This window comes from Collinsella aerofaciens (genome assembly GCF_902501475.1).
Lineage (GTDB): Bacteria > Actinomycetota > Coriobacteriia > Coriobacteriales > Coriobacteriaceae > Collinsella > Collinsella aerofaciens_AL.
Map to the genome: position 1 here is coordinate 28761 of NZ_CABWIF010000001.1, position 25363 is coordinate 54123.

Consider the following 25363-nt stretch of genomic DNA (forward strand, 5'->3'; position numbering starts at 1 on the left):
GTCCGCGGCTCTAAGAGAAATTTGTCTGCAAGGCAGTGAGTGATCCGTGTGTGTGACGGGGTAAGATTGATCGCGGTTTTGATCGGTGCTCGATTGGGTTTGTTGGGCGGAGTTTATGTCTGCTATTGATATTGTGCTTGTTGTGATCGCCTTGGTGGCGGTGGGGGTTGCTGTGGCTTGCGCCCTCCAGCTCAAGAGCCTGCGTGCCGAGTTGCGGGAGCGTGGCGACAGTAGCGCGGAAACGCTGGCAGCACTCGAGCAGGCCAACAACGCGCTCGATGCCCTGAACGTCGCGCTGGCCGAAACTCGCCGCACGGCCAATGCCATCGCGCAGCAGCAGACGACAGATGCGGCCGTGGAGCAGCAACGTTACCTGACCATCGCGCGTGAGTTTTCGCAAGCTGGTGACCGGATGGATGACCTGCGCCGCGAGACGGCCCAACAGCTCGGTGCCAACCGCGAGGGCATCGAGCACCGCCTGGACAAGGTGCGCGAGACGGTCGATGCCCAGCTGGGTGCTATCCGCAAAGACAACAACGTGCAACTCGATCAGATGCGCGCAACGGTGGACGAGAAGCTCTCCCGCACGCTCAACGATCGCCTGTCGTCATCGTTTAAGCAGGTGAGCGACCAGCTCGAAGCCGTCTACAAGGGCCTGGGCGATATGCAATCCATCGCCACCGGCGTGGGCGATCTTAAGCGCGTACTGGGCAATGTGAAGGCGCGTGGCATTTTGGGCGAGGTGCAGCTGGGTGCAATTCTGGCGGACATCCTTACACCCGACCAGTATCTGGAAAACGTCGCCACCAAGCCCGGCGCCTCGGAGCGCGTTGAGTTTGCCGTCAAGCTGCCGGTGGACGAGGGCGACCCCGTGCTGCTGCCGATTGACTCCAAGTTTCCGGGCGACGCGTACGAGCACCTGCTCGACGCGCAGGAGTCGGGCGATGCGGAGACCGTGGCGGCTGCGCGTAAGACGCTCGACACCATGGTCAAGCGCGAGGCCAAGGACATCTGCGAAAAGTACCTGAGTGTGCCGGCAACGACCAACTTTGGCATCATGTTCGTGCCGTTTGAAGGACTGTACGCCGAGGTCGTCAGCCGCCCCGGGCTTATCGAGACCCTGGGCCGCGACTATCACGTCAACGTTGCCGGCCCTAGCACCATGGCGGCCATTCTCAACAGCCTGCAGATGAGTTACCAAACGTTTAAGCTGCAAAAACGCACCGACGATGTACTGCGCGTGCTCTCCGCTGTCAAGGCCGAGCTGCCGCGCTATCAAAAGGCGCTGCGCCGCGCCCAGCAGCAGATCGAGACCGCGGGCAAAACGGTCGAGGGCATTATCACCACGCGCACCAACGTTATGGAGCGCAAGCTCAAGGATATCGACGCGCTGGAAGACGCCGATCAAGCCGATGAGATTTTGGGACTCACGCCCGCGGGCCTTCCCACAGACCAAGAAGACGAGGACTAATTGCAACAAGACGGCGGGGCGCCTGCGCAAGCGCGGGGCGCGGGCGCTTTTCGCGTCGCACTTGCCTGAAGTGCGCTTTAGTATGCAACAATGGCGTTTCGCCCAATCAGATGCGAAAGGAAGCCCATGTCTCAGAGAAGCACCAGCCCGCTCAGCCGCTCCACCGTGCGTCGCACGCTGCAGCGGTTTTGGGGCGTCACGCGCACGCAGTCGCTGATTGTCTTTCTCTCGGTGTTCTCGTCGTCGGGCTACATCTTTTTGCTGACGTTTGCCAATACCTATGTGATGGCCCTCATTGTCGACCGCGTTCAAGCCGGTCCCGTGGCGGGTGACCAGGTGTTTGAGGTCTTCGGCCCCTATATCCTGGCGCTCGTACTCGTTAACCTGGTGGGTCAGATCCTCTCCAAGTTGCAGGACTACACCGTCTACAAGCTCGAGATCGCGGGCAACTATCACCTGGCGCGCCTATGCTTCGACACGCTCTCCAACCAATCCATGACATTCCATACCAGCCGCTTTGGCGGATCGCTCGTGAGTCAGACGAGTCGTTTTATGAGCGGCTATACGGGGCTGGTGGACGTGACGGTGTATTCGCTCATCCCCACCATCACCTCGGTCATCTGCACCGTGGCCGCACTCGCCCCGGTGGTGCCGACGTTTACCGTGATCCTGGTGGGCATCATGGTCGTCTACATCGCGTTTGTCTGGCTTATGTACAAGCGCATCATGCCGCTTTCGGCCGCGACGTCCGCCGCGCAGAACAAACTGTCGGGCGTGCTGTCCGACGCGGTCACGAACATCTTGGCCGTCAAGACCTGCGGGCGCGAGGACTTTGAACGCGATCTGTTCGACGCCGCCGATCGTGCCGCGCGCGACGCCGAGACGGTCTCGATGCACGCCATGATGCAGCGCAACTTTACGACATCGGGCCTTATCGTCATCACCATGGCCGTGGTGAGTGTGTTCGTGGCGGGCGGCAACGCGTGGTTTGGCATCTCGGCCGGCTCGCTCGTCATGATCTTTACCTACACCTATAACCTCACCATGCGCCTGAACTACGTAAGCTCCATGATGCAGCGCATTAACCGCGCGCTCGGCGATGCGGCCGAGATGACGCGCGTGCTGGACGAGCCACGTTTGGTGGCAGATGACCCGGACGCCCCTGAGCTCAAAGTGACCGAGGGCGCGATTGATTTTGAGCAGCTGAGCTTTGCGTACCGTGACGCTGCGGCGGGCGAGAGCGTGTTCGATAACCTGACACTTCATGTGGCGGTGGGCCAACGCGTGGGCCTGGTGGGCAAATCGGGCTCGGGTAAGACGACGCTCACCAAGCTGCTGCTGCGCCTGGACGATGTTCAGGGCGGCTGCGTGCTCGTGGACGGCCAAGACGTCTCGCGCTGCACGCAGCAGAGCCTGCGCCGCCAGGTTGCCTACGTGCCGCAGGAGGCGCTGCTGTTCCATCGCTCCATTCGCGAGAATATCGCCTACGGACGCCCCGACGCCACCGACGAGCAGATCCGCGAGGCGGCTCGCTTGGCTAATGCGACCGAGTTTATCGACCGCTTGCCCCGTGGCTTTGACACCATGGTGGGTGAGCGCGGCGTCAAGCTCTCGGGCGGCCAGCGTCAGCGCGTGGCTATCGCCCGCGCCATCCTAACCGACGCGCCGATTCTAGTGCTCGACGAGGCGACGTCTGCCTTGGACAGCGAGTCCGAGGCGCTGGTGCAGGAGGCGCTCGAGAACCTGATGCGCGGCCGCACCTCCATTGTGGTGGCACATCGCCTGTCCACCGTGGCGGCGCTCGACCGCATTGTGGTGCTGGCCGATGGCGAGATTGTCGAGGACGGCACGCATGCGCAGCTTGTCGAGGCGGGTGGCGAGTACGCGAGCCTGTGGAGCCGTCAGACCGGCGCATTCTTGGAGGCGTAAGCGTCTCGGACGTGGGACAATTGTGCCCATAAGTTTATTGTGCCGTTGAGCCGAGGAGTCGTTATGCCACGCGAGACCAATGCCGCCAAGCGCGAGCGCGCCATCGAGGTGTGTGAGCGCCTCAACCGTCGCTATGGCCCGGTCGAGTGCTTTTTGGACCACGAGAATCCCTTCCGCCTGCTGATCGCGGTGCTGCTTTCGGCGCAAACGACCGATGCACAGGTCAACAAAGTGACGCCGCGGCTGTTTGCCCAGTGGCCCACACCCGAGGCCATGGCTGGGGCGAGTGTGGCTGACGTGGCAGACACTATCAAGTCACTCGGCTTCTACAAGAGCAAAGCCAAGCATGCCGTCGAGGCCGCGCAGATGATCGTCGCCGACTATGGCGGCGAGGTGCCGGCCGACATGAAGGAACTCGTGAAGCTGCCGGGCGTGGGACGCAAGACGGCAAACATCGTGCTCAACGTGGGGTATGGCATCGTGGAGGGTATTGCGGTGGACACACACGTCAACCGCATTGCGCACCGCCTGATGCTGAGTCCTAAGACGCATGCCAAGGAGCCGCTCAAGACCGAGCAGGATCTGCTCAAGATTTTGCCGCACGAGTATTGGGAGTCGGTCAACCATCAGTGGATCACCTTCGGTCGCGAGATCTGCGACGCCCGCAAGCCTAAGTGTGACGAGTGTCCGCTGGCAGATTTGTGCCCCAGCGTGCGCGTAGCGGGGTAGGGCGGAACGCATCTTCGTCTGGCGTTTTTTGCGGGGCTGGGTTTGCCCTTGAGCCGGAGTCCTCTCCATGCGCTACCATGACAGACAATGTATTTGACGTACGACCCGCCGAGCTTGCCCCGGCGGGCTTTTGGCGTTGCGATGCCGGAGGAACAGCATGCTCATTCACCGTATAGCCGCGCAGCTCTACACTGCCGAGGCGCTGCAGACCGTCGAGGCCGGACTCGATGCCGGCGAGGACGTGACGCTGGCCGTGTCGCAGTCGGGTCGCACGCTTATGGCGGCCGCTCAGTTTGCGCGCCGCCCGCGCCCCACGGTCTACGTTGTGAGTGGCGAGGATGCGGCCGATCGCGCCGCTCGTAGCCTTGCCGCCTACGTGGGCCTGGCGCATGTATGCCGTTTTCCTGAGCGCAAGGATTATCCGTGGCGCGAGCAGGCGCCCGACGACGCCGTGGTGGCGCAGCGCTGCGAGGCCCTGGGACGCATCGTGCGCGGGGACAACTGCATCATGGTTGCCTCGGCTCGCGCGTTGCTGCGCTGCGTGCCACCAGTCGAGAGCCGCTACTGGGAGTCCACGATCTTTGCGGTGGGCGAGGAGATTCCTTTTGACGAGGTGCCGCATCGCCTGGTGGGCATGGGCTACACCAATGCCGGCGCCGCTGATGCGCCCGGTCTGTTCCGCGTTCACGGCGACACCGTCGAGGTGTTTCCCGCGCAGGAGAAAGCGCCCGTGCGCATTGAGTTCTTTGGCGACGAGATTGACCGCATCCGCCGCATGGTGAGCTCAACGGGGCAGACCATCGGTAACGAGGACAGTATTGAGATCTTCCCCTGCCGTGAGCTGGCGCTTACCGACGAGGCCGTCCACAACATGCATGTGGCGCTCTATCGCGCCAGCCAGGACGATAGCAAACTGGCGGCGCTGCTCGAGATGGTGGATGCACGCATCGTCACGCCCGAGCTCGACCGCTTTTTGCCGGTGATGTACGGCCAGACCGTAAGCCCGCTGGCACACGTGAGCGGCAAGGCGCTCGTGGTCCTGTCCGAGCCGCGCTCGCTGTTCGACGACTGTCTGCGCGCCTACGAGGATATCGAGGCCCGTGCCGGCGAGGCAGGGATCGACCGCCTGGATGGTCTGTACGTGCGCGCCCAACAGCTCGATTTTGGTGCCCAGCAGCGCCTGAACTATGTGAGCCTCATCCGTGCCGGTGGTGCGGTGACGGCCGAGCTCAAGATTGAGCAGCCGGCCATCGCAGGCTCGGACAACCGTTTTATGACGCGCATCCAGGAGGTCGTGGGCAAGCGCTATGCCTGCGTGTTTGCCATCCCCGACCGCGGTGCGCGCGAGTCGATGGAGCTCACCTTTGGCGACGAGGGCATTACCTTTGAGGAGTCGCTGACGGCCGCGCCCGAAAACGCAGGCGTCATTGGCGAGCGCGTGCGCGTGGCAGCGGCGGATTCCGCCGACCGTGCTGTCCGCCAGGATGCTCATGCTGCAATTCGCGAGCGCCGCGCCGACGCGCTTAACGCCCGCTCGCTCGAGGCGGGCGCCGCGCAGGCTGCCGCCGGCGCCGCCGTGCCCACCATCTCGCGCGGGCGCGTGACCTTTGTGGACGCTGCCCTGCCGCAGGGCGTGGTGGTGCCCGACGCCAATTTGGCCGTGTTCTCGATCGCCGACCTCAACGCCCGCATGGACGCCAACCGCGCGCGCAGCCGCCGCAAGGTGGACATTACGCAGATCACGTTCCCGTTTAAGCCGGGCGACTACGTGGTGCACGCTACTCACGGCATCGCGCTCTTTAGCGAGATCGCGCGCCAGGAAGTGGGCGGCAAGGAGCGCGACTACTTTTTGCTGGAATATGCCGACGGCGACAAGCTCTACGTGCCGCTCGAGCAGGTCGACCGAATCACACGCTATGTTGGCCCCGACGGCGACAAGCCGCGCCTGACCAGGCTCAATACCGCCGACTGGACGCGTGCCACCAACAAGGCGCGCAAGAACGCCAAAAAGCTGGCGTTTGATCTGGTCGACCTGTATACGCGCCGCTCGTCGATTACCGGTATCGCCTGTCCGCCCGATACGCCCGAGCAGATCGAGATGGAGGAGAGCTTCCCCTACGACGAGACGCGCGACCAGCTGGAGGCTATCGCCGACATCAAGGCTGACATGGAGGCGCCCAAGCCCATGGACCGCCTGCTGTGCGGCGACGTGGGCTTTGGCAAGACCGAGGTTGCCCTGCGCGCGGCGTTTAAGTGCGTGGACTCCGGCCGCCAAGTCATGGTGCTCTGCCCCACGACCATTCTGGCCCAGCAGCACTACGAGACGTTCTTTGAGCGCTTTGCCCCGTTTGGCCTCGAGGTCGAAGTGCTCAGCCGCTTCCGCACCCCGGCGCAGCAAAAGCGCGCGCTTAAGGCGTTTGCCGAGGGCACGATTGATGTGCTCATCGGCACGCACCGCTTGCTTTCTGCCGACGTGAACCCCAAGAACCTGGGCATGGTGATCATCGACGAAGAGCAGCGCTTTGGTGTGCAGCACAAGGAGCAGCTCAAAAACCTGCGCGAGCAAATCGACGTGCTCACGCTCTCGGCAACGCCTATTCCGCGAACTATGCAGATGGCCACGAGCGGCGTGCGCGACATGAGCCTGATCACCACACCGCCGACCGGGCGTCGTCCCGTGATCGTGCACGTGGGGGAGTACGACCCCGACGTGGTGAGTGCGGCGATTCGCCTGGAGGTGGGCCGCGGCGGTCAGGTGTATTACGTGTCCAACCGCGTCAAGACCATCGATGATGCCGTGGCGCGCGTGCACGAGGCCGCGCCCGAGGCGCGCGTGGGCGTGGCGCACGGCAAGATGAGCCCGCGCGAGGTCGAGGACGTGATGATCGAGTTCGCGACCAAGAAGATCGACGTGCTCATCGCCACGACCATCGTGGAGAGCGGCATCGACAACGCAACGGCCAACACGCTGATCATCGAGGACTCGCAGCGCTTGGGCCTGGCACAGCTCTACCAGCTCAAGGGCCGTGTGGGCCGCTCGGCCACGCAGGCATACGCGTACTTTATGTTCCCGGGTGAGCTGCCGCTCACCGAGGAGGCTACGGCGCGTCTGACCGCACTTTCCGAGTTCCAGGACCTGGGCAGCGGCATGCGCATCGCCATGCGCGACCTGGAGATTCGCGGCGCCGGCTCGCTTATGGGCGCCGAGCAGCACGGCAACCTGTCGAGCGTGGGCTTTGACCTGTTTACGCAGATGCTGGGCCAGGCCGTGGCCGAGGCGCGCGGCGACGACGATGCCGGCGTGGAGGCGGCGAGCGTGGGCATTAACCTGCCGGCCGACTACTTCTTGTCCGAGGAGTACCTGCCGGCGGTGGACCAGCGCGTGCTCGTGTACCGTAAGCTCGCAGCGGCCGAGGACCTGGAGAGCATCGATGAGGTGCAGGAAGAGACCGAGGCCGCGCACGGTGAGTTGCCGTTGGCGGGGCTCAACCTGTTCAACCGCGCACGAATCCGCATTCGCGGCGAGCGCTTGGGGCTCGAGAGCGTCACGCTCAGCGGCGGCCGCATCGCGTTTTTGGGCGTCGACGTGCCCAAGAAGGTGGCCTTTGAACTAAAGACCCGCTATGGCGCGGTGAACTTCCCCAAGAGCCGCAAACTGTCGGTGCCCTACAAGGCGGGCGCTGGCGCGGGCAGCGGCCTGGGTCGCGGCCTCGACGCCAACGACGGCACCGGCCCGGTGGCGGCGGCGCTCATGCTGCTGCAGCAGTTGGGTGCTAGTGATGATGACTAGCGAGTCGACGCTGCAAACACCCCATTTGGGCATTCTGGCTCCATCGAAAGGAAAGCATGTTCGGATACATCTATAAGAAAGATGTCGCCATTATCGCGGTTGTCCTGTGTCTTTGTCTGGGCGTGGGCAGTTTCTTCGATTATCAGATCTCGAGCGCGCTGTTCAATATCGGCAGCATGTACGGTCGCTTTGTCGAGGCGGCCGGTGAGCTGCCGTTCGAGCTGACGGCGAGCATCGCGGGCGTTATGCTCGTGCGCGCGGTGCGTCCCGACTCCAAGGGGAGCAAATGGCTCGCCGTGCTCGGCATCCTCGTCAACGTTGGTCTGACCGGCTACGAGATCGTTTCGTCCCTGAGGGTTGGCGGCAAACTCATCGCGGCTCAGTTGGTGCTGACGTTTGTGCTGGTCATCGTCGCCAACCTTATCGTCTATCGCCTCACGCGCGCGACTGAGCCCGACGAGCTTACGCGCTGGGCGTTGATGGTGCTTGCCGTGTGGGTCGCTCAGGCCATTATCCTCAACGTGATCGTCAAGCCGCTGTGGTCGCGTCCGCGCATGCGCGTGATCGAGGTCACACCGGGGCTCAATTTTCAGCCGTGGTGGGTGATCGGCAACCCCGACAAGTGGAGTTATATTGCGGCCGGCGTAATCAAGGACGGCTTTAAGTCGTTCGCGAGCGGGCACACCGCGCATGCGGCGATCGGTCTTATGCTCGCCGGACTTCCCGCGGTGGCCTTTAAGGAAAAGCCCTCGCGCCGTCGGGTGGTCTTTTGGACGGCGGCTGTGGTCGCGGCGCTCGTCGCCTTTGGCCGTATCGTGATCGGGGCGCACTTTTTGAGTGACGTGAGCTGCGGCTTTGCCCTGGTGCTGGCGCTTGAGTGCCTTGCCGCGCACATTGCCTATCCGCACGGCGTACAATAGCCCCGTTTGAATCATCTGGCCGATACCCGGTAAGAGAGGATTGCCATGCTCGCGTTTAACAACGACTATTCCCACGGCGCACATCCGGCAGTGCTGCAGGCGCTCGTCGATACCAACATGGAGCCGCAGCCCGGCTACGGTACCGATGCGCATACCGAGTGCGCCAAGCAACTTATCCGCGAGGCCTGCCAGGCCCCCGATGCCGACGTGTTTTTTCTGGTGGGCGGCACGCAGGCCAACGCGACGGTGATTGATATGCTGCTCGCGCCCTACCAGGGCGTTGTTGCCGCCGAGACCGGTCATGTTGCCTGCCACGAGGCGGGCGCCATCGAGTTTGGCGGCCACAAGGTGCTCACCATCCCCGGCTACGAGGGCAAGATGCACGCCGAGGACCTCGAGAACTATATCCAGGTGTTCTACGAAAACGAGAGCTACGAGCACACGGTGTTCCCGGGCGCCGTGTACGTGAGCCTATCGACTGAGTACGGCACGCTGTATTCCAAGGCCGAGCTCGCGGCAATTCATGCGGTATGCCAGAAGCGCGAGATTCCGCTGTTTGTGGACGGTGCTCACCTGGCCTATGCGCTGGCGGCCGATGAGTGCGACATTACCCTGCCCGAGCTGGCGCAGCTGTGCGACGTGTTCTACATCGGCGGCACCAAGTGCGGCGCGCTCTGCGGCGAGGCTGTGGTGTTCTGCGGCATGCACGCTCCGGCACATCCCATTCCGCGCATTAAGCAGCACGGCGCGCTGTTGGCCAAGGGCCGCCTGACGGGCGTGCAGTTTGAGGCACTCTTTACCGATGGCTTGTATTTTGAGATTGGTCGACAGGCGATCGAGACGGCTCAGGCGCTGCGTCGTGTGCTGCACGAGCGCGGCTACCAGTTCTTCTTGGAGACACCGACCAACCAGCAGTTCGTGATTCTGCCCAACGAGGACATGGCGCGCATTCGCGAGCATGCGGCGATCGAGTACTGGGAAAAGTACGACGAGACCCACACGGTGGTGCGCTTTTGCACCAGCTGGGCCACGACGCAGGAGGATATCGACGCGTTGGCGGCTGTCCTGTAGCCTGATGTAATGACGAGGGGCCGCCTTGCGCTGGGTTTGGCGCAAGGCGGTCTTTGTTTTTGAGGGGGAAGGGTTGTATGACCGAGATGTCCGAGCCGACGATTCGCCTGGCGACGCCCGATGATGCTCCGGCGTTGCTTGCCATCTATGAGCCGTATGTGCGCCAGACGGCGATTACCTGCGAATATGAGGTGCCGAGCGTTGAGGAGTTCGCCGGGCGCATCGAGCGTACGCTCAAGCGCTATCCGTATTTGGTGATGGAGCTGGACGGGCGTCCGGTAGGCTATGCCTATGTGAGCGCGCTTAACAGCCGCGAGGCATACGACTGGTCGGTCGAGACATCGATCTACCTGGCGCGCGACGCGCGTCACGGCGGGCTGGGCCGCAAGCTGCATGATGCGCTCAAGCAGTGCCTGATCGCGATGGGCATCACCAACATGTGCGCGCTCATTGCCGTGCCGCACGATAAGGACGACGAATACCTGACGCACAACAGTCAGGATTTCCATGCCCATATGGGATATCGCCTGGTGGGCGCCTTCGACCGCTGCGCCCAAAAGTTCGGCCGCTGGTACGACATGTGCTGGATGGAGCTGGTCCTGGCCGAGCGCGTCCCTAACCAACCCAAACCAACCTGGTTCCCCGACCTCCCCAAACCTACCATTTAGGGACAGGTTTATTTTGGCAGGTTAGCCGATGGGCTCGGTGTATTTGGCGCGGTCGGTGCGTTGGATGCGCTTGGAGACATGGAGCGGGCGGCCGTCGGTGTCGTAGACGTAGTCGGTGATTAGAATCAGCGCCTGCCCGCGCTTAACGTTGAGCAAAAACGCCTCGTTTTGCGAGGCATAGCACACCTCAAAGGTCTTATGCCCCTGTGCCGGCGCGCGATGGAATTCCTGGCGCAGCGTGGCGTAGAGCGAACCGTTGATATCGCGATCGATGAGTGCTTCAAAGCTCGGTGGTAGATAGGTGGTCTCCAGGCACAGCGGCGCATCGTCCAGATAACGCAGGCGGACAAGTTTGACGAGCTTGCTGCCCACGGCGACATCGAAGAACTTGGCCGCATTGCCCGCGGCCTTGGCAAAGCCCGAGTCCACCGTGCGCGTGGTGGGCTTCATACCCTGACCCTGGACCTGTGTCGTGTAGCTCGAAAACACCAGGTTGTTCTCGTGGAGCGCCGGCGTGTCGGCCACAAAGGCGCCACGCCCGCGCTCGGTGCGCACCAGGCCCTCATCAACGAGCACCTTAAGGGCGTGGCGTACGGTGCTACGCGACAGCCCCGATTCGTCCATGAGTTCCATCTCGGACGGCAGCTTGTCTCCGCGCGCGTAGGTGCCGGCGGCGATGCGGTCGCGCAGCATGCCCGCCAAGCGCTCGTATTGGCTCAGTTTCTTTTTAGATGAAGCGTTCATGCGATCAACCTGTATCTAACCTATATGCGTATCTAATCAAGCATGTATTCAATACAACAACAAAACCGCTGGTAACTAGTTATCGAAAACAGCATCAGCAAAATTTCTAAGACAAATATAGCATACAACTAGTCGACATAACCAAAACATGTATGTAACTTGTATGCCTGTGATGAGCATCAAACGAGAAGAAAGGCTGATGCACGATGACTACTCAGGAACAGGTTAAGGACGTCGTCTCCCAGGTTTTGGCTGACAAGGCTGACAAGGGCGGCATCAAGCGCGTCGTGTGGATTGGCGCTGGCGGATCCAACGGCGGTAACTATCCTGCCCAGTACTTTATGGAGCACGAGGCCACGCAGGTCGTGAGCTCCAGCTACACTAGCAACGAGTTCGTGCACGCAACCCCTGCCTACGTTAACGAGAACACCCTGGCCGTCGTCGTGTCCATGCGCGGCACCAAGGAGACCATCGTCGCCGCCCAGGTCGCCAAGGACCACGGCGCCAGCACCATCGCCATCTATGTTGACGAGTCCGGCCTCACCGAGGTCTGCGACTACAAGATCCAGTACGACAGCCTGGCCGTCGACGAGTCCTGCATGGGTCGTACCAACTCTGCCGTCGTGACTATGATCGCCATGGAGCTCACGCAGCAGACCGAGGGCTATGCCGAGTACGAGACCGCCATGGCCGCGTTCGACTTGGTCGACCCCATCTATCGCAAGGCCGTCGAGTACACCCGTCCGCTTGCTGCCAAGTGGGCCGAGCAGAACGCCGACAAGCCCTGCATCAACGTCATGGCTCAGGGTCCGCTCTTTGGTGCCGCCTACGTCTTTAGCATCTGCAACGTGCAGGAGATGCTGCAGATCGACTCATGCACCATCAACACCTGCGACTTCTTCCACGGTCCCTTCGAGATCCTGGACAAGCGCACCTCGCTGTTCCAGCTCATCAGCGTCGGCCGCAGCCGCTGCAACGACGAGCGCGGCATCCGCTTCGTCAACCAGTACGGTGGCGAGCGCGTCTATCAGCTCGACGCCAAGGAGCTCGGTCTCAACGACATCAAGGACAGCGTGAGCGAGTACTTCAACCACCTGATCTTTGCCCCGATCCTCAACAACGTGTACATGCGCGCGCTCTCTGCCGTCACCCACAAGGACTACATGACGCGCCGCTACATGTGGAAGCTGGATTATTAGTTACGGCGTTTTACCAAACGCCGTAACGGCTCGACGCTGCAAACCCACCTGAGCGGCAATCTGCCTTTCAGCTTCAGCGGCATGACCAGAAGGTCAATGCCGCTTCGCTTCAAGGCACCTTGCTCGCTCAGGTGGGTTTTCGCTGGCGTTGCCAAAGCATCGGCGTCGCCTTGGCCCAGATGCGGCACTTGGAGACGTTCGGCACTTGGGGACAGTCCTAGTCATTGGGGACAGGTTACTTTGCACCAAGTTGGCGCATATGAACCTGACCCCTTTGCACCAATGGGTTGTAGCGGTAGAGCAGATTTTTCCGCTCGCCGATTTGTGTCTTGAAAAATGTATATAACGACTATAACGTAGTGTGAAACATATTGGAAACAATACCGAGGAGGCTGCGTTGAAGAAAAGCAATCTGGGCTATGTGCTGGTGCTGGTCGCCGCGCTTATGTGGGGCAGCATCGGAATCTTTGTAAACGGCATCTCGGCCATGGGCGTTTCGTCCCAGAGCATGGCTGCCTTTCGCCTGTTGGTCGGAGCGCTTATCTTGGCGCCGGTCCTGATGTTTATGGGCTGCCGTCCGGGTGAGGGGTCTACCGTGGCTCAGGGTCCGCTGGCACTGTTCAAGGCAAGCCCTAAAGAGCTTGTTCCCTGCGCGCTTGTCGGTATCGTCGGTCTGGCCGCCGCCAACACCTGCTATTACGAGTGCATGCGCGAGGTGGGTATGTCTACGGCCTCGGTGCTGCTCTACACCTCGCCGGTGTTTGGCGTCATGCTCGGCCGCGTGCTTTATCGCGAGGACGTGACCCCCAACAAGCTCGTTGCCATTGTCTTTAACATCGTTGGCTGCGTGCTTGCGGTGACCAATGGCGACCTTTCCGGTTTTCATTTTTCGGTTTGGGGCGTCATGTCGGGCGTGATTGCAGGCCTTTGTGGTGCGTCGCTCGCGGTGTTTAGCCGGATAGCAACCAAGACGGTCCACCCGCTGGCTGTCACGTTTTGGGGCTTTGTTTTTGGCGGTGCGGTTATGGCGGCTATCGCGGCTCCGTGGCCGGATGTCGCCGCGGCAATGTCGCCACAGCTGCTGCTGCTGTTCCTTGGCTTTGGACTCATCCCCACAGCCGTGGCTTACATCTTATATATGCAGGGTCTGTCCATGGGGCTCGAGACATCGAAAGTTCCCGTCGTAATGTCTTTCGAGACGGTCGTCACCGTACTGGTGGGCATTGGTGTCTATGCCGAGCCCGCCGGCGTGATCAAAGTCCTGGGCATCGTGCTGGTGCTCGCGTCCATCCTGATTATGAACACCGACTTCTCCAAGCTACGCAACAGTGTGTTTGTCGGTCATGTTGTTGAGAGCATGACCTTTAAGCCCAACGCGTGGTGGACCGAAAAATCTCAGGACATGGATCTGTTTAAGGAGCGCACGGGCATTGCGTTGGAGCCCACCGTGCAGGAAAGCCCCTGGTACTTCGTGCGATAGGGGATTGGCAAGGCGTCTGATCTGGGGCTATCAAGCCATCGCCGGCCTACCCAGCCCCAACGTTTCAAGTACGTTAAACCCGTCAACGGTCGATTTTCATCCGCGAACGGTCTTTATACTAATTAGCAATATCCGCAACGTATAAGACGTTATAATGACCATAACGAAAAGGAGGAGGCAAGATGAATCAGATCATTCTCGCATCTCATGGCGGCCTGGCCGCAGGCGCCAAAGACACGCTCGAGATGGTTCTCGGCGACGTGTCGAACGTCCACGTCGTGTCGCTTGCTCGTGACGACAAGGAGCCCATCACCAATAAGGTGGACGCCATGGTCGCCACGTTCAACGCGGACGACACCGTCTATGTGCTGACCGATATGCTCGGCAGCTCGGTCAACAACAACATGGTCGAGCTTTCCAAGAACGGCACGAAGTTCACGGTTGTCAGCGGTTTCAACATTCCGCTGGCGCTCACGCTCGCTATGAGCCCCGTCCCCGTCAAGGGCGCCGAGCTCGCAGCCCTCATCAACGAGGCCCGCACCGGTCTGACCAACCCCAACGCGCCGGTCGAGGTCGCCGCGGCTCCCGCCAAGAAGGCCAAGGCGTCCCGTCACAGCTCCGGCCCCGCCAAGATCGTCCTCGCACGTCTTGACTACCGTCTGCTGCACGGCCAGGTCGTCTTTACCTGGACCACCAAGGTTCAGGCCGAGCGCATCATCGTCGTCGACAACGCTGCCGCCAACGATGACATCAAGAAGGGCGCTCTTAAGCTGGCCAAGCCCCAGGGCGTTCGCCTGAACGTCTTCACCGTCGAGCGTGCCCTCGCCAAGATGGACAAGCTCAACACCCTCGGCGAGCGCGTCATGTTCGTCTTTGGCAACACTGCCGAGATGCTGCAGTTCTGCCAGGGCTACAAGCTCGACGCCATCAACCTGGGCGCCACCGCCAACCACGACGGTGCCGATCAGGTCGGCGGCAAGGACAGCTCCGTCTTCCTCGACGCCACCCAGAAGGCAGACGTCAACCAGCTGCTCGACATGGGCATCAAGCTCTACGTCCAGCAGACCCCTACGTATCAGAGCGTCGACATCGACGCCAAGCTGTAATCAACCAGGCTTTTGCCTGACTGAAAGGAGAAGGGTATGAATACGTTCATCAGTGCGGTGCTCGTCGGCCTCGTCGGCGTGTTCTGCATGTGGGACTCCCGCCTGCTCGGTCGTCTTAACTTCGAGCAGCCCCTCCTTGGCGCTACGCTCGTCGGTCTGCTGCTGGGCGATGTGCCCACCGGCCTTGCCGTCGGTGCCGCCGTCGAGCTCGTGTCCATGGGCCTGGTGCAGGTCGGCGCCGCCGTTCCGCCCGATATGGTCCTGGGCGGCATCGTGGCCGCTGCCTTTGCGTGCCTGACCGATGCTTCCGCCGAGACCGCCATGACGATCGCCATCCCGGTCGCCGTCCTGGGTCAGCTCCTCGGCATCGTGTTCCGTTCCATCATCGCCGCCCTCACCCATGTGGCAGATAGCGCGATCGATAACGGAAAGTTCAAGACCGCCTACCGTATGCACATCTGCGCCGGCTCCGGTCTGTACGCCGTCATGTACTTCCTGCCGATCTTCCTCGCCGTCTTTGTTGGCACCGACCTGGTTCAGGCCATCGTCAACATGGTTCCCGAGTGGCTGTCCACTGGTCTTAACGTTTCGACCAAGATCATGACCGCCTACGGCTTGGCCCTGCTGCTCACCATGATGATCAAGAAGGGTATGACTCCGTTCCTGTTCATCGGTTTCCTGCTCGCCGCTTACCTCAACCTGTCCGTCATCGCGGTCGCTCTGATCGGTGTGTGCCTGGCTGTCGTCTTCATGGGCTTCAAGTTCAACGGTTCCCATGCAGCCGCCGGTGTCGATTCCGACTACGATCCGCTCGAAGACGACGAAGACTAAGGAGGAACACACTATGGCAACCGCAACCAAGGACGTGTCCCTGAACAAGAAGGTCAGCCAGTTCTTCTGGCGCTCCTGGGCCATCCAGGCCTCTTGGAACTACGAGCGTCAGATGAACATGGGCTTCCTCTACGGCATGGTTCCCACGCTCGATCGCCTCTATCCGGATGAGTCCGACCCCAAGCAGCTCGCTGCTAAGAAAGAGGCTTACCACCGTCACATGGCGTTCTACAACTGCACCCCGCAGACGAGCGCTTTCATCCTGGGCCTCGCCGCCTCCATGGAGGAGGAGTACGCCAAGGATCCCGAGAACTTCGATCCCGATTCGATCAACGCGGTCAAGACCTCCCTCATGGGTCCGCTTTCCGGCATCGGTGACTCCTTCTTCCAGGGCACCATCCGCGTTATCGCCTTTGGCCTGGGCGTTCAGCTGGCTCAGCAGGGCTCTATCATGGGCCCGATCCTGGCCATGCTCATCTCCATCGTCCCCTCTGTGCTGATCACTTGGTTCGCAGCCAAGATGGGCTATCAGGGCGGCCACGAGTACCTGAGCAAGCTTCAGGGCGGCGATCTCATGGAGAAGCTCATGTATGTCTGCGGCATCGTGGGTCTTATGTCCGTGGGCGGCATGATCGCCACGCTGATCGGCGCCACCACCCCGCTGCAGTTCGCTGACGGCACCGTCGTGATTCAGGACATCCTGGATGGCATGATGCCCCAGATGATCTCCCTCGGCCTCACCGGCCTTATGTACTGGCTCATCAAGAAGAACGTCAACACCGGTTGGCTTCTCGTGATCGCCATCGTGGGCGGCATCGCCCTCTCCGCGGCCGGCATCCTGGCCTAGTCGCGACCAAGCGTCTAACCGCTTTCCCCCGGGGGCCTGCCTGGCATCCCATACCCCAGGCAGGCTTCCATCCCCAAAATGCGACAATGGGACAGTCCCTTTGTCGCATCCTCAACGGGCCGGCGACTCGGTCCAAACCACGGTAACCCTGCGAGCGCCCGGCAATGTGGCGCCGCAAAAATCGAAAGGAATGTGTCAGATGTACGAGATCGACCTTAACCTCCCTAAGCAGATCGTCGCTGACGTCCTGTCCAACCACGAGATCCACAGCGTCGCCTTCGTCGGTTGCGGTGCTTCCATGTCCGACCTTTACCCCGCCAAGTACTTCCTGGCCAACAACACGGACAAGCTGAACGTTCAGATCTTCACCGCTAACGAGTTCAACTACGACACGCCTTCCTGGGTCAACGAGCACACCTTCGTGATCACCTGCTCCCTCGGTGGCTCCACGCCCGAGACCGTCGAGGCCAACAAGACCGCCAAGAAGCACAACTGCCCGGTCGTCTCCCTCACCAACAAGGCTGGCTCCGCTCTGACCGTCGACGCCGACCACGTCATCGTTCACGGCTTCCACGCCAACTACGCTGCCAAGTGCGAGAAGCCCGGCTATGCCATCGCTCTTGCTGTCGAGATCCTTCAGCAGACCGAGGGCTATGACCACTACGAGGACATGATCACCGGCCTCACCAACGTCTTCGATCTCTGCGAGAACGCCGCTCAGCACTGCAAGAAGCTCGCCAAGAAGTTCGCCGAGGACTTCAAGGACGACAAGATGATCTACTTCATGGCCTCCGGTGCCTCCGAGAAGATGGCTTATTCTCACGCCGCCTTCCTGTTCACCGAGATGCAGTGGATCGATGCCGCCGCCTACAACACCGGCGAGTACTTCCACGGCCCGTTCGAGGTTTCCACCGAGGGTAAGCCCTACGTCTTCTTCATGTCCGATGGCGCCACCCGTCCGATGGACGCCCGCGCCCTCACCTTCCTTGAGCGCATGGGCGCCAAGGTCGCTCTGATCGACTCCAAGGACTACGGCCTAGCTGACGCCGTGCCCGCGAGCGTCGTCACCTACTTCAACCCGCTGCTGCACCTCGCCGTTATGCGTGAGTACGGCAACCAGATCGCCGAGGCCCGTCAGCACCCGCTGACCATGCGTCGCTACATGTGGAAGCTTTCCTACTAATCACAAGTAAGTAGACCTTACGGGTTGATTGAGAGGGGATGGGGTTTGCGCCCCGTCCCCTTTTTGCTTTGGGGGCGTGTCTGTCGCGTCATAAAACCCCAGATAAAACCTACCAAAATAAACCTGCCCCTTTTTGGCAGGTGGGAGGAGATGCGTATGATCAAGGCAGTGCTGTTTGACATGGACGGCGTGCTGGTCGATACCGAGTGGTTCTACAACCGCCGCCGCGTGGCGTTTATGGAAGAGAAGGGGTTCCACTTTGACGAGATTCCCGATCTTTCGGGGTCTAACGAGCCGGCCATTTGGGAGGCGCTGGTGCCCGACGATGTTGAGCTGCGCGAGCGCCTGCGCGTGGAGTACAAGCAGGTCTACAGCCCGGAGCACCCCGTTCCGTATGCCGAGCTGCTCAACGAGCAGACGGAGCCGGTGATGCGCAAGCTGCACGAGCGCGGCGTGAAGTGTGCCATCGCGAGCTCGTCCTATCGCGAGTTGATTGACGAGCTGGTGGAGATTGCCGGCATCGCCGACGTGCTGGACTACACCATCAGCGGTCACGAGTGCAGTGCGTTTAAGCCCGACCCCGAGATCTACCTGCGTGCCATGGAGGCGCTGGGGGTGGAGCCTTCCGAGTGCCTGGTTATCGAGGATTCGCCTTTGGGCATCGAGGCTGGTAAGCGCTCCGGCGCCCGCGTCCTGGCGCTGCGTCCGCACGAGGGTGTCAACCTCGATCAATCGCGAGCCAATGCCGTTATCGATAATCTGACCGACATTTTGGCCGCTTTGTAGCGTCAATCCGCCGCGAGAAGCACTGATTCACGCGTCTTTTGCTGCGGATTGGCTTAATTTGTCATCTATTTGGATCCGTTTGGCTTCGATTCGGATTAAGTGTGTAGACTTTTTGGTGCAGGACGAGCGCAAAGCGCATCTGCTCTAGTAAAACCGCAGGTCACAGGGGTGGCGGTTTTGGGTGTGCTCTGCAGGTCGCGTAAAGTCTACTCACTTGTAATTTGGGCCTTTGGTCGTGGAGTTGCTGGTCCCGCTTTGGTTGTCGAGAGAGGGTGAATTGAAGCGCCCCCGCACGCTCCATGCTACAATCGCGGACATACCCCACAACTACATCTGCCTTCGAAAGGAGCCTGCGTGGCGAACGCCATCGATCAGCTCACGGACCGCGTGCTCGTGCTCGGCCGCCTCACCATCGTACGCCGCGCCATTACCGCTGTGGCGGTCACGATTTCCGCCGTTCTCCAGACATTCCTGATCCAGGCGTTCATTCAGCCCGCCGACTTGCTTCCGAGCGGCCTCACCGGCGTTGCGGTCCTGCTCGATCGCGTTACCTCGCTGGGCGGCGTTCACATCGACATCTCGCTCGGTATGCTCGCGCTCAACATCCCCGTGGCGCTCCTATGCTGGAGCGGCATCAGCAAGCGCTTCGTCATCTTCTCGATGATGCAGGTCGTGCTCTCGTCGCTGTTCCTCAACGTCTTTCACTTCGCTCCATTTTTGGGCGACAAGATCATGCTCATCATTTTTGGCGGCGTGGTCTCGGGTCTGGGCGCTGCCATCGCACTTAAATCCGGCGCATCCACCGGCGGCACCGACTTTATCGCGCTGTGGGTCTCCAACCACACGGGCAAGACCATCTGGGGCGTCATCTTTGGTTTCAACTGCTTTATCCTGGCGATCTTTGGCTTTATGTTTGGCTGGGACAAGGCGGCGTATTCCATCGTGTTCCAGTTTATTTCGACCAAGACCATCGACAGTTTCTATCGTCGCTACGATCGCGTGACGCTGCAGATCACGACGCGTAAGGCAGACGAGGTCATGACTGCCTACGTAAACCATTTTCAGCACGGCATTAGCTGCGCCGAGGTCGTCGGCGGATATAGCCGCGAAAAGATGTACCTGCTGAACACCGTTGTCTCGACCTACGAGAGTCAGGACATTATCAAGCTGGTGTGCGACGTTGATTCCGGCGCCGTGATCAACGTGTTCCACACGCTCAACTTTGTGGGCGGCTGGTGGGGTGGTCATGTCGACGAGCCCATGCCCACGGCCGTTCCCGATCCCGACAAGCCCGCACGCATGGCCAGCAGGCAGGCGCGCCTCAGCGAACAGGACAGCCTGCAGCAGGACGACGGCAAGTAGGGTATTGGCATTTTGCCGGTCCTGCGCAACCCATCCGAACGAGCCCCCCGAAAGCCCCGTTGCTTTCGAGAGGCTCTCGTTTGCCCAGATAAAACCTACCAAAATGAAGCTGTCGCTTTTTGGTAGGGAGGGTGTATCGTTTTATCATTATGAGGTAATATGAAACTAGACGTTATATACGTATTAGTTATTTCGATATTTCGATAAGAGTGATTAGATATGCCTGCACCCAAAAATGCACCGCTTTACCAGCAGATTTACGACGAAATCAAGGATGCGATCGAGAAAGGTGTTTATGCACCCAAGGAGCGTATTCCGTCCGAGCTTGAGCTAGCCGAGCAGTACGATGTGAGCCGCATTACGGTGCGCCGCGCCGTCGAGGAGCTGTGCTCCGATGGCTACCTGGTTAAGCAGCAGGGCCGTGGCACCTTTGTCTCCACGCCGCACATCAACCGCCAGTTCCACGCTTCGACGCTGCAGACGTTTACCGCGCTGTGTGCCGATAATGGCATGAAGGCGGGCGCACATGTGGTCGATCGCCAGATTGTGCCGGCACGTCAAAACGAGATGGAGTTCTTTGGCCTGCAGAAGGACGCGCTGCTGCTGCATATTAAGCGCGTGCGTACAGCCGACGGCGAGCCCATCTTTGAGGAGAACATCTTTGTGCCGTTTGACGCCTACCGTGAGCTGTTGACGGCCGATCTTGAGGACAAGTCGATTTTTGCCGAGGTCGAGCGTGTTGGCGGAACGCCGATTGTCTCGGTTGGCTACCGCACGGTCGAGGCCGTTCGTGCCAATACCGAGCAGGCGGCCGAGCTGGGCATTGCTCCGCACGATCCGCTGCTCAACCTGCGTGCCGGCTTCACGGGCCCCAATGGCGAGCCGGTCCTGATGGGTAAGCAGTACTACGTGGGATCGCGCTACGTTATGGTGATGTAGCTCTAGTTGCGCGGTTTTCCAAACCGCGCAACGGCTCGACGCTGCAAGCCCGCCAGAGCGGCAATCTGCCTTTCAACTTCGGCGGCATGACCAGAAGGTCAATGCCGCCTCGTTTCAAGGCACCTTGCTCGCTCTGGCGGGCTTTCGCTGTCCGCGCCAAAACATCGGCGTTGCCGGGCCGGCACTTGGGGACGTTCCTTTTCTGCCGGCACCTGGGGACACTCCTTAGCCGTTGGAGGCGTTCTTAAACGACTAGTCTGGGCGGCGGCCGTGTGCTGCTGTCCGCGTGGCGGCGTATAATCGGCGGCAGATGACTTGAACGTTAGGAAACCATGACCGATAGCATGCAGCAGATGGCGCTCGATACGCTCGACGCCTATTTTGGCTACACCTCGTTTCGCCCGGGGCAGGACCGCATGGTCGATGCGATCCTTGCCGGCCGCGATGCGCTGGGCGTTATGCCCACGGGCGCCGGCAAGTCCATTTGCTATCAGGTGCCCGCGCTCATGCTGCCCGGTATCACCTTTGTGGTGAGTCCGCTGCTGTCGCTTATGGAGGATCAGACCCGTGCATTGCTCGCGGCGGGTGCGCGACCCAGCTATCTCAACTCCAGTCTTACTCCGGCCCAGCAAAACACCGTGCTCAAGCGGGCGCGCGAGGGCCGCTACCAGCTTATGTACGTGGCGCCCGAGCGTCTGCTCGAGCCGCGCTTTTTAGCTTTTGCGCGGGAGGCCGCGGCCGCCGCCGGCATTGGCGTGCCGCTCGTGGCCATTGACGAGGCCCACTGCGTAAGCCAGTGGGGCCAGGATTTCCGTCCCGCCTACCTGCAGATTCGCGAGTTCATCGATTCCCTGCCGCAGCGCCCCATCGTGGCTGCCTTTACCGCTACGGCGACCGAGCGCGTGCGCGCGGACATTCAGCAGATGCTCGGCCTGCAAAACCCCGCGACGGTGGTGACGGGCTTCGATCGCAAGAACCTCTACTTTGGCTGCGAGGAGATGGGCGACAAGGCCAAGGCCGCGTGGGTGCGCGACTATGTGATCGCACATTCGAGCGAAAGCGGCATCGTGTATTGCTCGACTCGCAAGACCGTCGATGCGCTGGCAAGCGGGCTTGCCGAGGCGCTGGGCTCCAGCGGCATTCGCGTTGGCCGCTACCATGCCGGCATGGGCAACGACGCCCGCCGGCAAAGCCAGCGCGCCTTTATCGACGACGATATCCAGGTAATGGTTGCCACCAACGCCTTTGGCATGGGTATCGACAAGCCCAACGTGCGCTACGTGATTCATAACAACGTGCCCGAGAGCATCGAGGCGTACTACCAGGAGGCGGGCCGCGCCGGCCGCGATGGAGACCCAGCCAGCTGCCATTTGCTGTGGAACGGCAATGATTTTCGCATGCGTCGCTTTTTGATCGATCGCGGCGATGCTGCCGACGAGGCGCTCGATGACGAGCAACGCGCGTGGGCGCTCCAGAATCGATACCGCCTGCTCAGCCAGATGGAGGGCTACTGCAATACCACCGGCTGCCTGCGCGAATACATGCTGCGCTACTTTGGCGACGAGGCTGCGGCCGAGCATACCGCCGCAGCCGGTGCTAGCGGTGCCGCCACGGACGACGCCGAGGGCTGCGGCAACTGCAGCAACTGCCTCACGCAGTTCGAGGTCGAGGACGTCACCGATATGGCCCGCGCCGCCGTGCGCTATGTGGCTACGCGTCCCATGCGTTTTGGCAAGTCGCTGATCGCCGACGTGCTCCACGGCGGCAACACCGAGCGCATTCGCCAGATGCATCTGGACGAGGACCGCGGCTACGGTGAGCTGTCGAGCGAATCGGTCGGGCGCATCAAGGACATCATCGGGCAGCTGTGCGGCCGCGGTTATTTGGCAACCTCACAGGGACAGTACCCGGTCGTGGGACTGGGCCCGCGTGCCGGCGAGGTCGAGGACGAGGCGTTTGCCTTTACCGTTAAGCGTCGTGCATCCAAGCGCAAGGCCTCGGCCCGCGCCCTCCGCGCGGTGGATCTGCTGCGCGAGGAGGCCGAGCTGGATCAGCGCCCGCGCGTGGGCGACGATGCCGAGCTGTTCGAGCGCTTGCGGGCACTCCGCAAGGAGATTTCGATCGAGCTGGAGATGGCGCCGTACATGGTCTTCTCCGATAAGGCCCTGCGCGGTCTGTGCCGCCTGCGCCCTCAGACGCGCGACGAGCTTATCCGGGTCAACGGCATTGGTGAGAAAAAAGCCGACGCCTTTGGCGAGCAGTTTATGGCGGCGATTGAAGAGTTTGAATCCGAGCATGCACGGGATGGAGCGTAACGATGGTAGCCGATAGCAAGACCGACCGTACTGACGTGTCCGCCGTGCCGCTGTACCAGCAGGTTATGGACGACCTAAAGGGCGAGATCGCGCGCGGCGTGTACGCTGCCGGCTCGCGCATTCCTTCCGAGATGGAGCTCGCGAAGTCCTACGGCGTGGGGCGCATTACCGTGCGTCGCGCCATTGAGGAGTTGTCGCGCGCGGGATATCTCAACCGTCAGCAGGGGAGGGGCACGTTTGTGTGTGCGCCCAAGCTCAAGCGCAAGATTGTCCAGAAAGGCGACGTCCAGAGTTTTACCGAGGCCTGCGCTGCCAACGACATGGCGGCCGGAGCGCGCCTGGTGTCGCGCACGGTGGTTGCGGCGACGCGCGAGGACGCGGCGTTTTTTGGCGTGGAACCCGGCTGCGAGCTCATCGTGGTCGAGCGTGTGCGCACGGCCGATGGCGTGCCCGTCATGCTCGAGAACAACGCCTTTGTGCTGGCCGACCATCCCTATCTGCAGCAGCTTGCCGACGAGGACCTCGCCGACAATTCGATTTTTGCGCTCGTTGCCGTGCATTCGGGCCGCGCACCGCTCAAGTCCGATCCCTGTACCGTGGAGATCGCGCTCGCTGATGCTCAGACGGCCCCGCTGTTGGAGGTGCCGGTCGGCGAGCCGCTCTTTTATATGGAGGCGTACTTTACCGATGCGGACGAGCGGCCCTTGCTGCTCGGGCGCCAAAAGATCGTGGGGTCGCGCTACGTGTTCGACATCTAACGTCCATAGATAGAACAATACAGAACAAGTTTGGTGAAATGAATTCACCTGCGACAGCTTGCGTGCTATAAATAGGACAATATAGAACGACCGCAGGTACGAGCTGTCGCCGCTCAAAGCCGCCACACAGGGAGGAATGTCACCGTGAACGCACACGATCTGGTTCAGGAAATTATCGAGCGCAAGGGTAAGATCGAGAATGTCTTTTGGATCGCCTGCGGCGGTTCGATGATTGACCTTATGCCGGCCAATGAGCTGCTCAAGCGCGAGGCAACCACGTTTACTTCGACGGTCTACACGGCGCGCGAGTTTTGCCTTATGGCCCCCAAGAGTCTAGGGCCGAAGTCGCTCGTCATCGCCTGTAGCCACAGCGGTAACACGCAAGAGGTCGTCGACGGCTGCGAGATGGCGCTGGCCGCCGGTGCCGAGGTCGTGACTATGACTGACTACGCGGGCTCCAAGATCGATAACGGCAAGTGGACCACCTGGGTTTACCCGTGGGGCAAGGGCGAGTCGCAGGCCGAAGTTCCGCAGGGCATCGGCGCTCTGATCGCCGCCGAGCTGCTCGACCAGCAGGAGGGCTACGAGGCGCTCGCCGACATGTACGCCGGCCTTAAGCAGATGGACGCACTGCTGCCCGCTGCCCGCGAGAAAGTCAACGCCGAGCTGGGCGATCGCTTTGCCGAGCTCTGCCAGCAGCACAAGTTCTTCTATATCCTGGGCTCCGGCCCCAACTTTAGCCAGACCTACGCTATGGCCATCTGCTCGCTCATGGAGATGCAGTGGCAGCACTGCTGCTACATCCATTCCGGCGAGTATTTCCACGGTCCCTTCGAGGCTACCGAGCCCGGCGTGTTCTACTTTGTGCAGCTTGGCGCTGGCGAGTGTCGCCCCATGGAGGAGCGCGCACTGGCATTTCTCAACACGCACACCGATACAGTCATGGTGCTCGATGCGCTTGAGTACGGCGTGGGCGAGGTGCCCGCCAGCGTGCGTTCGTACCTGGAGCCGATCTTCTTCTATGCGATGAGCTGTGAGCTGCGCGCCGCCCGCGGCAAGGTATTTGACCACAGTCCCGAGGTTCGCCGCTACATGGGCGTCGAGCAGTACTAGGTAACGGGGAACGCGATTTTTCATGACGGGGCCTTCGCCAAGCGCGGGCCCCGTTTGCGTCACGGCGCCCCTTTCTGTTTGTCGAAAACGAAGTCAAATACTTTTCCCGAGAAGTGAACGAC

General features: G+C 61.2%; 20 protein-coding genes. 19 read left to right on the top strand and 1 reads right to left on the bottom strand.

The window, feature by feature from the left end:
• Window positions 1–115: 115 nt before the first annotated feature.
• From GDJ93_RS00135 to GDJ93_RS00165, 7 genes are all read left to right on the top strand, one after another.
• Window positions 116–1471: a DNA recombination protein RmuC gene (locus GDJ93_RS00135; protein ID WP_152067302.1), complete on the top strand. Its 1356-nt coding sequence runs from the start codon at window positions 116–118 to the stop codon at window positions 1469–1471.
• Between the two features lie 126 nt (window positions 1472–1597).
• Complete coding sequence (locus GDJ93_RS00140; RefSeq protein ID WP_152067303.1) at window positions 1598–3400, top strand: ABC transporter ATP-binding protein; 1803 nt, start codon at window positions 1598–1600, stop codon at window positions 3398–3400.
• Window positions 3401–3463: 63 nt separating this feature from the next.
• A complete protein-coding gene (gene nth, locus GDJ93_RS00145; protein WP_035136768.1) occupies window positions 3464–4129 on the top strand; it encodes an endonuclease III in 666 nt (221 codons plus the stop codon).
• 157 nt (window positions 4130–4286) lie between these two features.
• On the top strand, window positions 4287–7919 hold the full coding sequence (mfd, locus tag GDJ93_RS00150) for a transcription-repair coupling factor (protein ID WP_152067304.1): 3633 nt from the start codon (window positions 4287–4289) through the stop codon (window positions 7917–7919).
• 56 nt (window positions 7920–7975) lie between these two features.
• Window positions 7976–8839 (top strand): phosphatase PAP2 family protein, encoded by an 864-nt coding sequence (locus GDJ93_RS00155; RefSeq protein WP_152067305.1) that lies wholly within the window; start codon window positions 7976–7978, stop codon window positions 8837–8839.
• Window positions 8840–8884: 45 nt separating this feature from the next.
• A complete protein-coding gene (locus GDJ93_RS00160; protein WP_152067306.1) occupies window positions 8885–9910 on the top strand; it encodes a threonine aldolase family protein in 1026 nt (341 codons plus the stop codon).
• Window positions 9911–9987: 77 nt separating this feature from the next.
• The gene (locus GDJ93_RS00165; RefSeq protein WP_152067307.1) at window positions 9988–10578 is read left to right on the top strand and encodes a GNAT family N-acetyltransferase; all 591 of its coding nucleotides are present in this window, start codon (window positions 9988–9990) and stop codon (window positions 10576–10578) included.
• A gap of 21 nt (window positions 10579–10599) precedes the next feature.
• On the opposite strand, the gene GDJ93_RS00170 is transcribed toward GDJ93_RS00165, so the two are convergent.
• Window positions 10600–11322: a GntR family transcriptional regulator gene (locus tag GDJ93_RS00170; protein WP_152067308.1), complete on the bottom strand. Its 723-nt coding sequence runs from the start codon at window positions 11320–11322 to the stop codon at window positions 10600–10602.
• A 206-nt stretch (window positions 11323–11528) separates the two neighbouring features.
• On the opposite strand from GDJ93_RS00170, the gene GDJ93_RS00175 reads away from it, so the two are divergent.
• From GDJ93_RS00175 to GDJ93_RS00230, 12 genes are all read left to right on the top strand, one after another.
• A complete protein-coding gene (locus tag GDJ93_RS00175; RefSeq protein WP_006235139.1) occupies window positions 11529–12521 on the top strand; it encodes an SIS domain-containing protein in 993 nt (330 codons plus the stop codon).
• Window positions 12522–12918: 397 nt separating this feature from the next.
• Complete coding sequence (locus GDJ93_RS00180; protein WP_152067309.1) at window positions 12919–14001, top strand: DMT family transporter; 1083 nt, start codon at window positions 12919–12921, stop codon at window positions 13999–14001.
• 182 nt (window positions 14002–14183) lie between these two features.
• Entirely contained in the window at window positions 14184–15107 is a 924-nt protein-coding gene (locus GDJ93_RS00185; RefSeq protein WP_152067310.1) for a PTS sugar transporter subunit IIAB, read from the top strand.
• 36 nt (window positions 15108–15143) lie between these two features.
• The gene (locus tag GDJ93_RS00190) at window positions 15144–15938 is read left to right on the top strand and encodes a PTS mannose/fructose/sorbose/N-acetylgalactosamine transporter subunit IIC (protein ID WP_152067311.1); all 795 of its coding nucleotides are present in this window, start codon (window positions 15144–15146) and stop codon (window positions 15936–15938) included.
• A gap of 13 nt (window positions 15939–15951) precedes the next feature.
• Window positions 15952–16785: a PTS system mannose/fructose/sorbose family transporter subunit IID gene (locus tag GDJ93_RS00195; RefSeq protein ID WP_152067312.1), complete on the top strand. Its 834-nt coding sequence runs from the start codon at window positions 15952–15954 to the stop codon at window positions 16783–16785.
• 199 nt (window positions 16786–16984) lie between these two features.
• Window positions 16985–17968 (top strand): SIS domain-containing protein, encoded by a 984-nt coding sequence (locus tag GDJ93_RS00200; RefSeq protein WP_226812387.1) that lies wholly within the window; start codon window positions 16985–16987, stop codon window positions 17966–17968.
• A gap of 156 nt (window positions 17969–18124) precedes the next feature.
• Window positions 18125–18754 carry an HAD family hydrolase gene (locus tag GDJ93_RS00205; RefSeq protein ID WP_193221390.1) on the top strand — a complete coding sequence of 210 codons (630 nt, stop codon included), beginning with the start codon at window positions 18125–18127 and terminating at the stop codon, window positions 18752–18754.
• A gap of 354 nt (window positions 18755–19108) precedes the next feature.
• On the top strand, window positions 19109–20116 hold the full coding sequence (locus tag GDJ93_RS00210; RefSeq protein ID WP_055310101.1) for a YitT family protein: 1008 nt from the start codon (window positions 19109–19111) through the stop codon (window positions 20114–20116).
• Between the two features lie 219 nt (window positions 20117–20335).
• Entirely contained in the window at window positions 20336–21055 is a 720-nt protein-coding gene (locus GDJ93_RS00215) for a GntR family transcriptional regulator (RefSeq protein ID WP_152067315.1), read from the top strand.
• A 332-nt stretch (window positions 21056–21387) separates the two neighbouring features.
• Window positions 21388–23370, top strand: a complete 1983-nt coding sequence (locus GDJ93_RS00220) for a RecQ family ATP-dependent DNA helicase (protein WP_152067316.1) — start codon at window positions 21388–21390, stop codon at window positions 23368–23370.
• A gap of 2 nt (window positions 23371–23372) precedes the next feature.
• Window positions 23373–24128: a GntR family transcriptional regulator gene (locus GDJ93_RS00225; RefSeq protein WP_152067317.1), complete on the top strand. Its 756-nt coding sequence runs from the start codon at window positions 23373–23375 to the stop codon at window positions 24126–24128.
• Window positions 24129–24272: 144 nt separating this feature from the next.
• Entirely contained in the window at window positions 24273–25241 is a 969-nt protein-coding gene (locus GDJ93_RS00230; protein WP_152067318.1) for an SIS domain-containing protein, read from the top strand.
• Window positions 25242–25363: the final 122 nt, after the last annotated feature.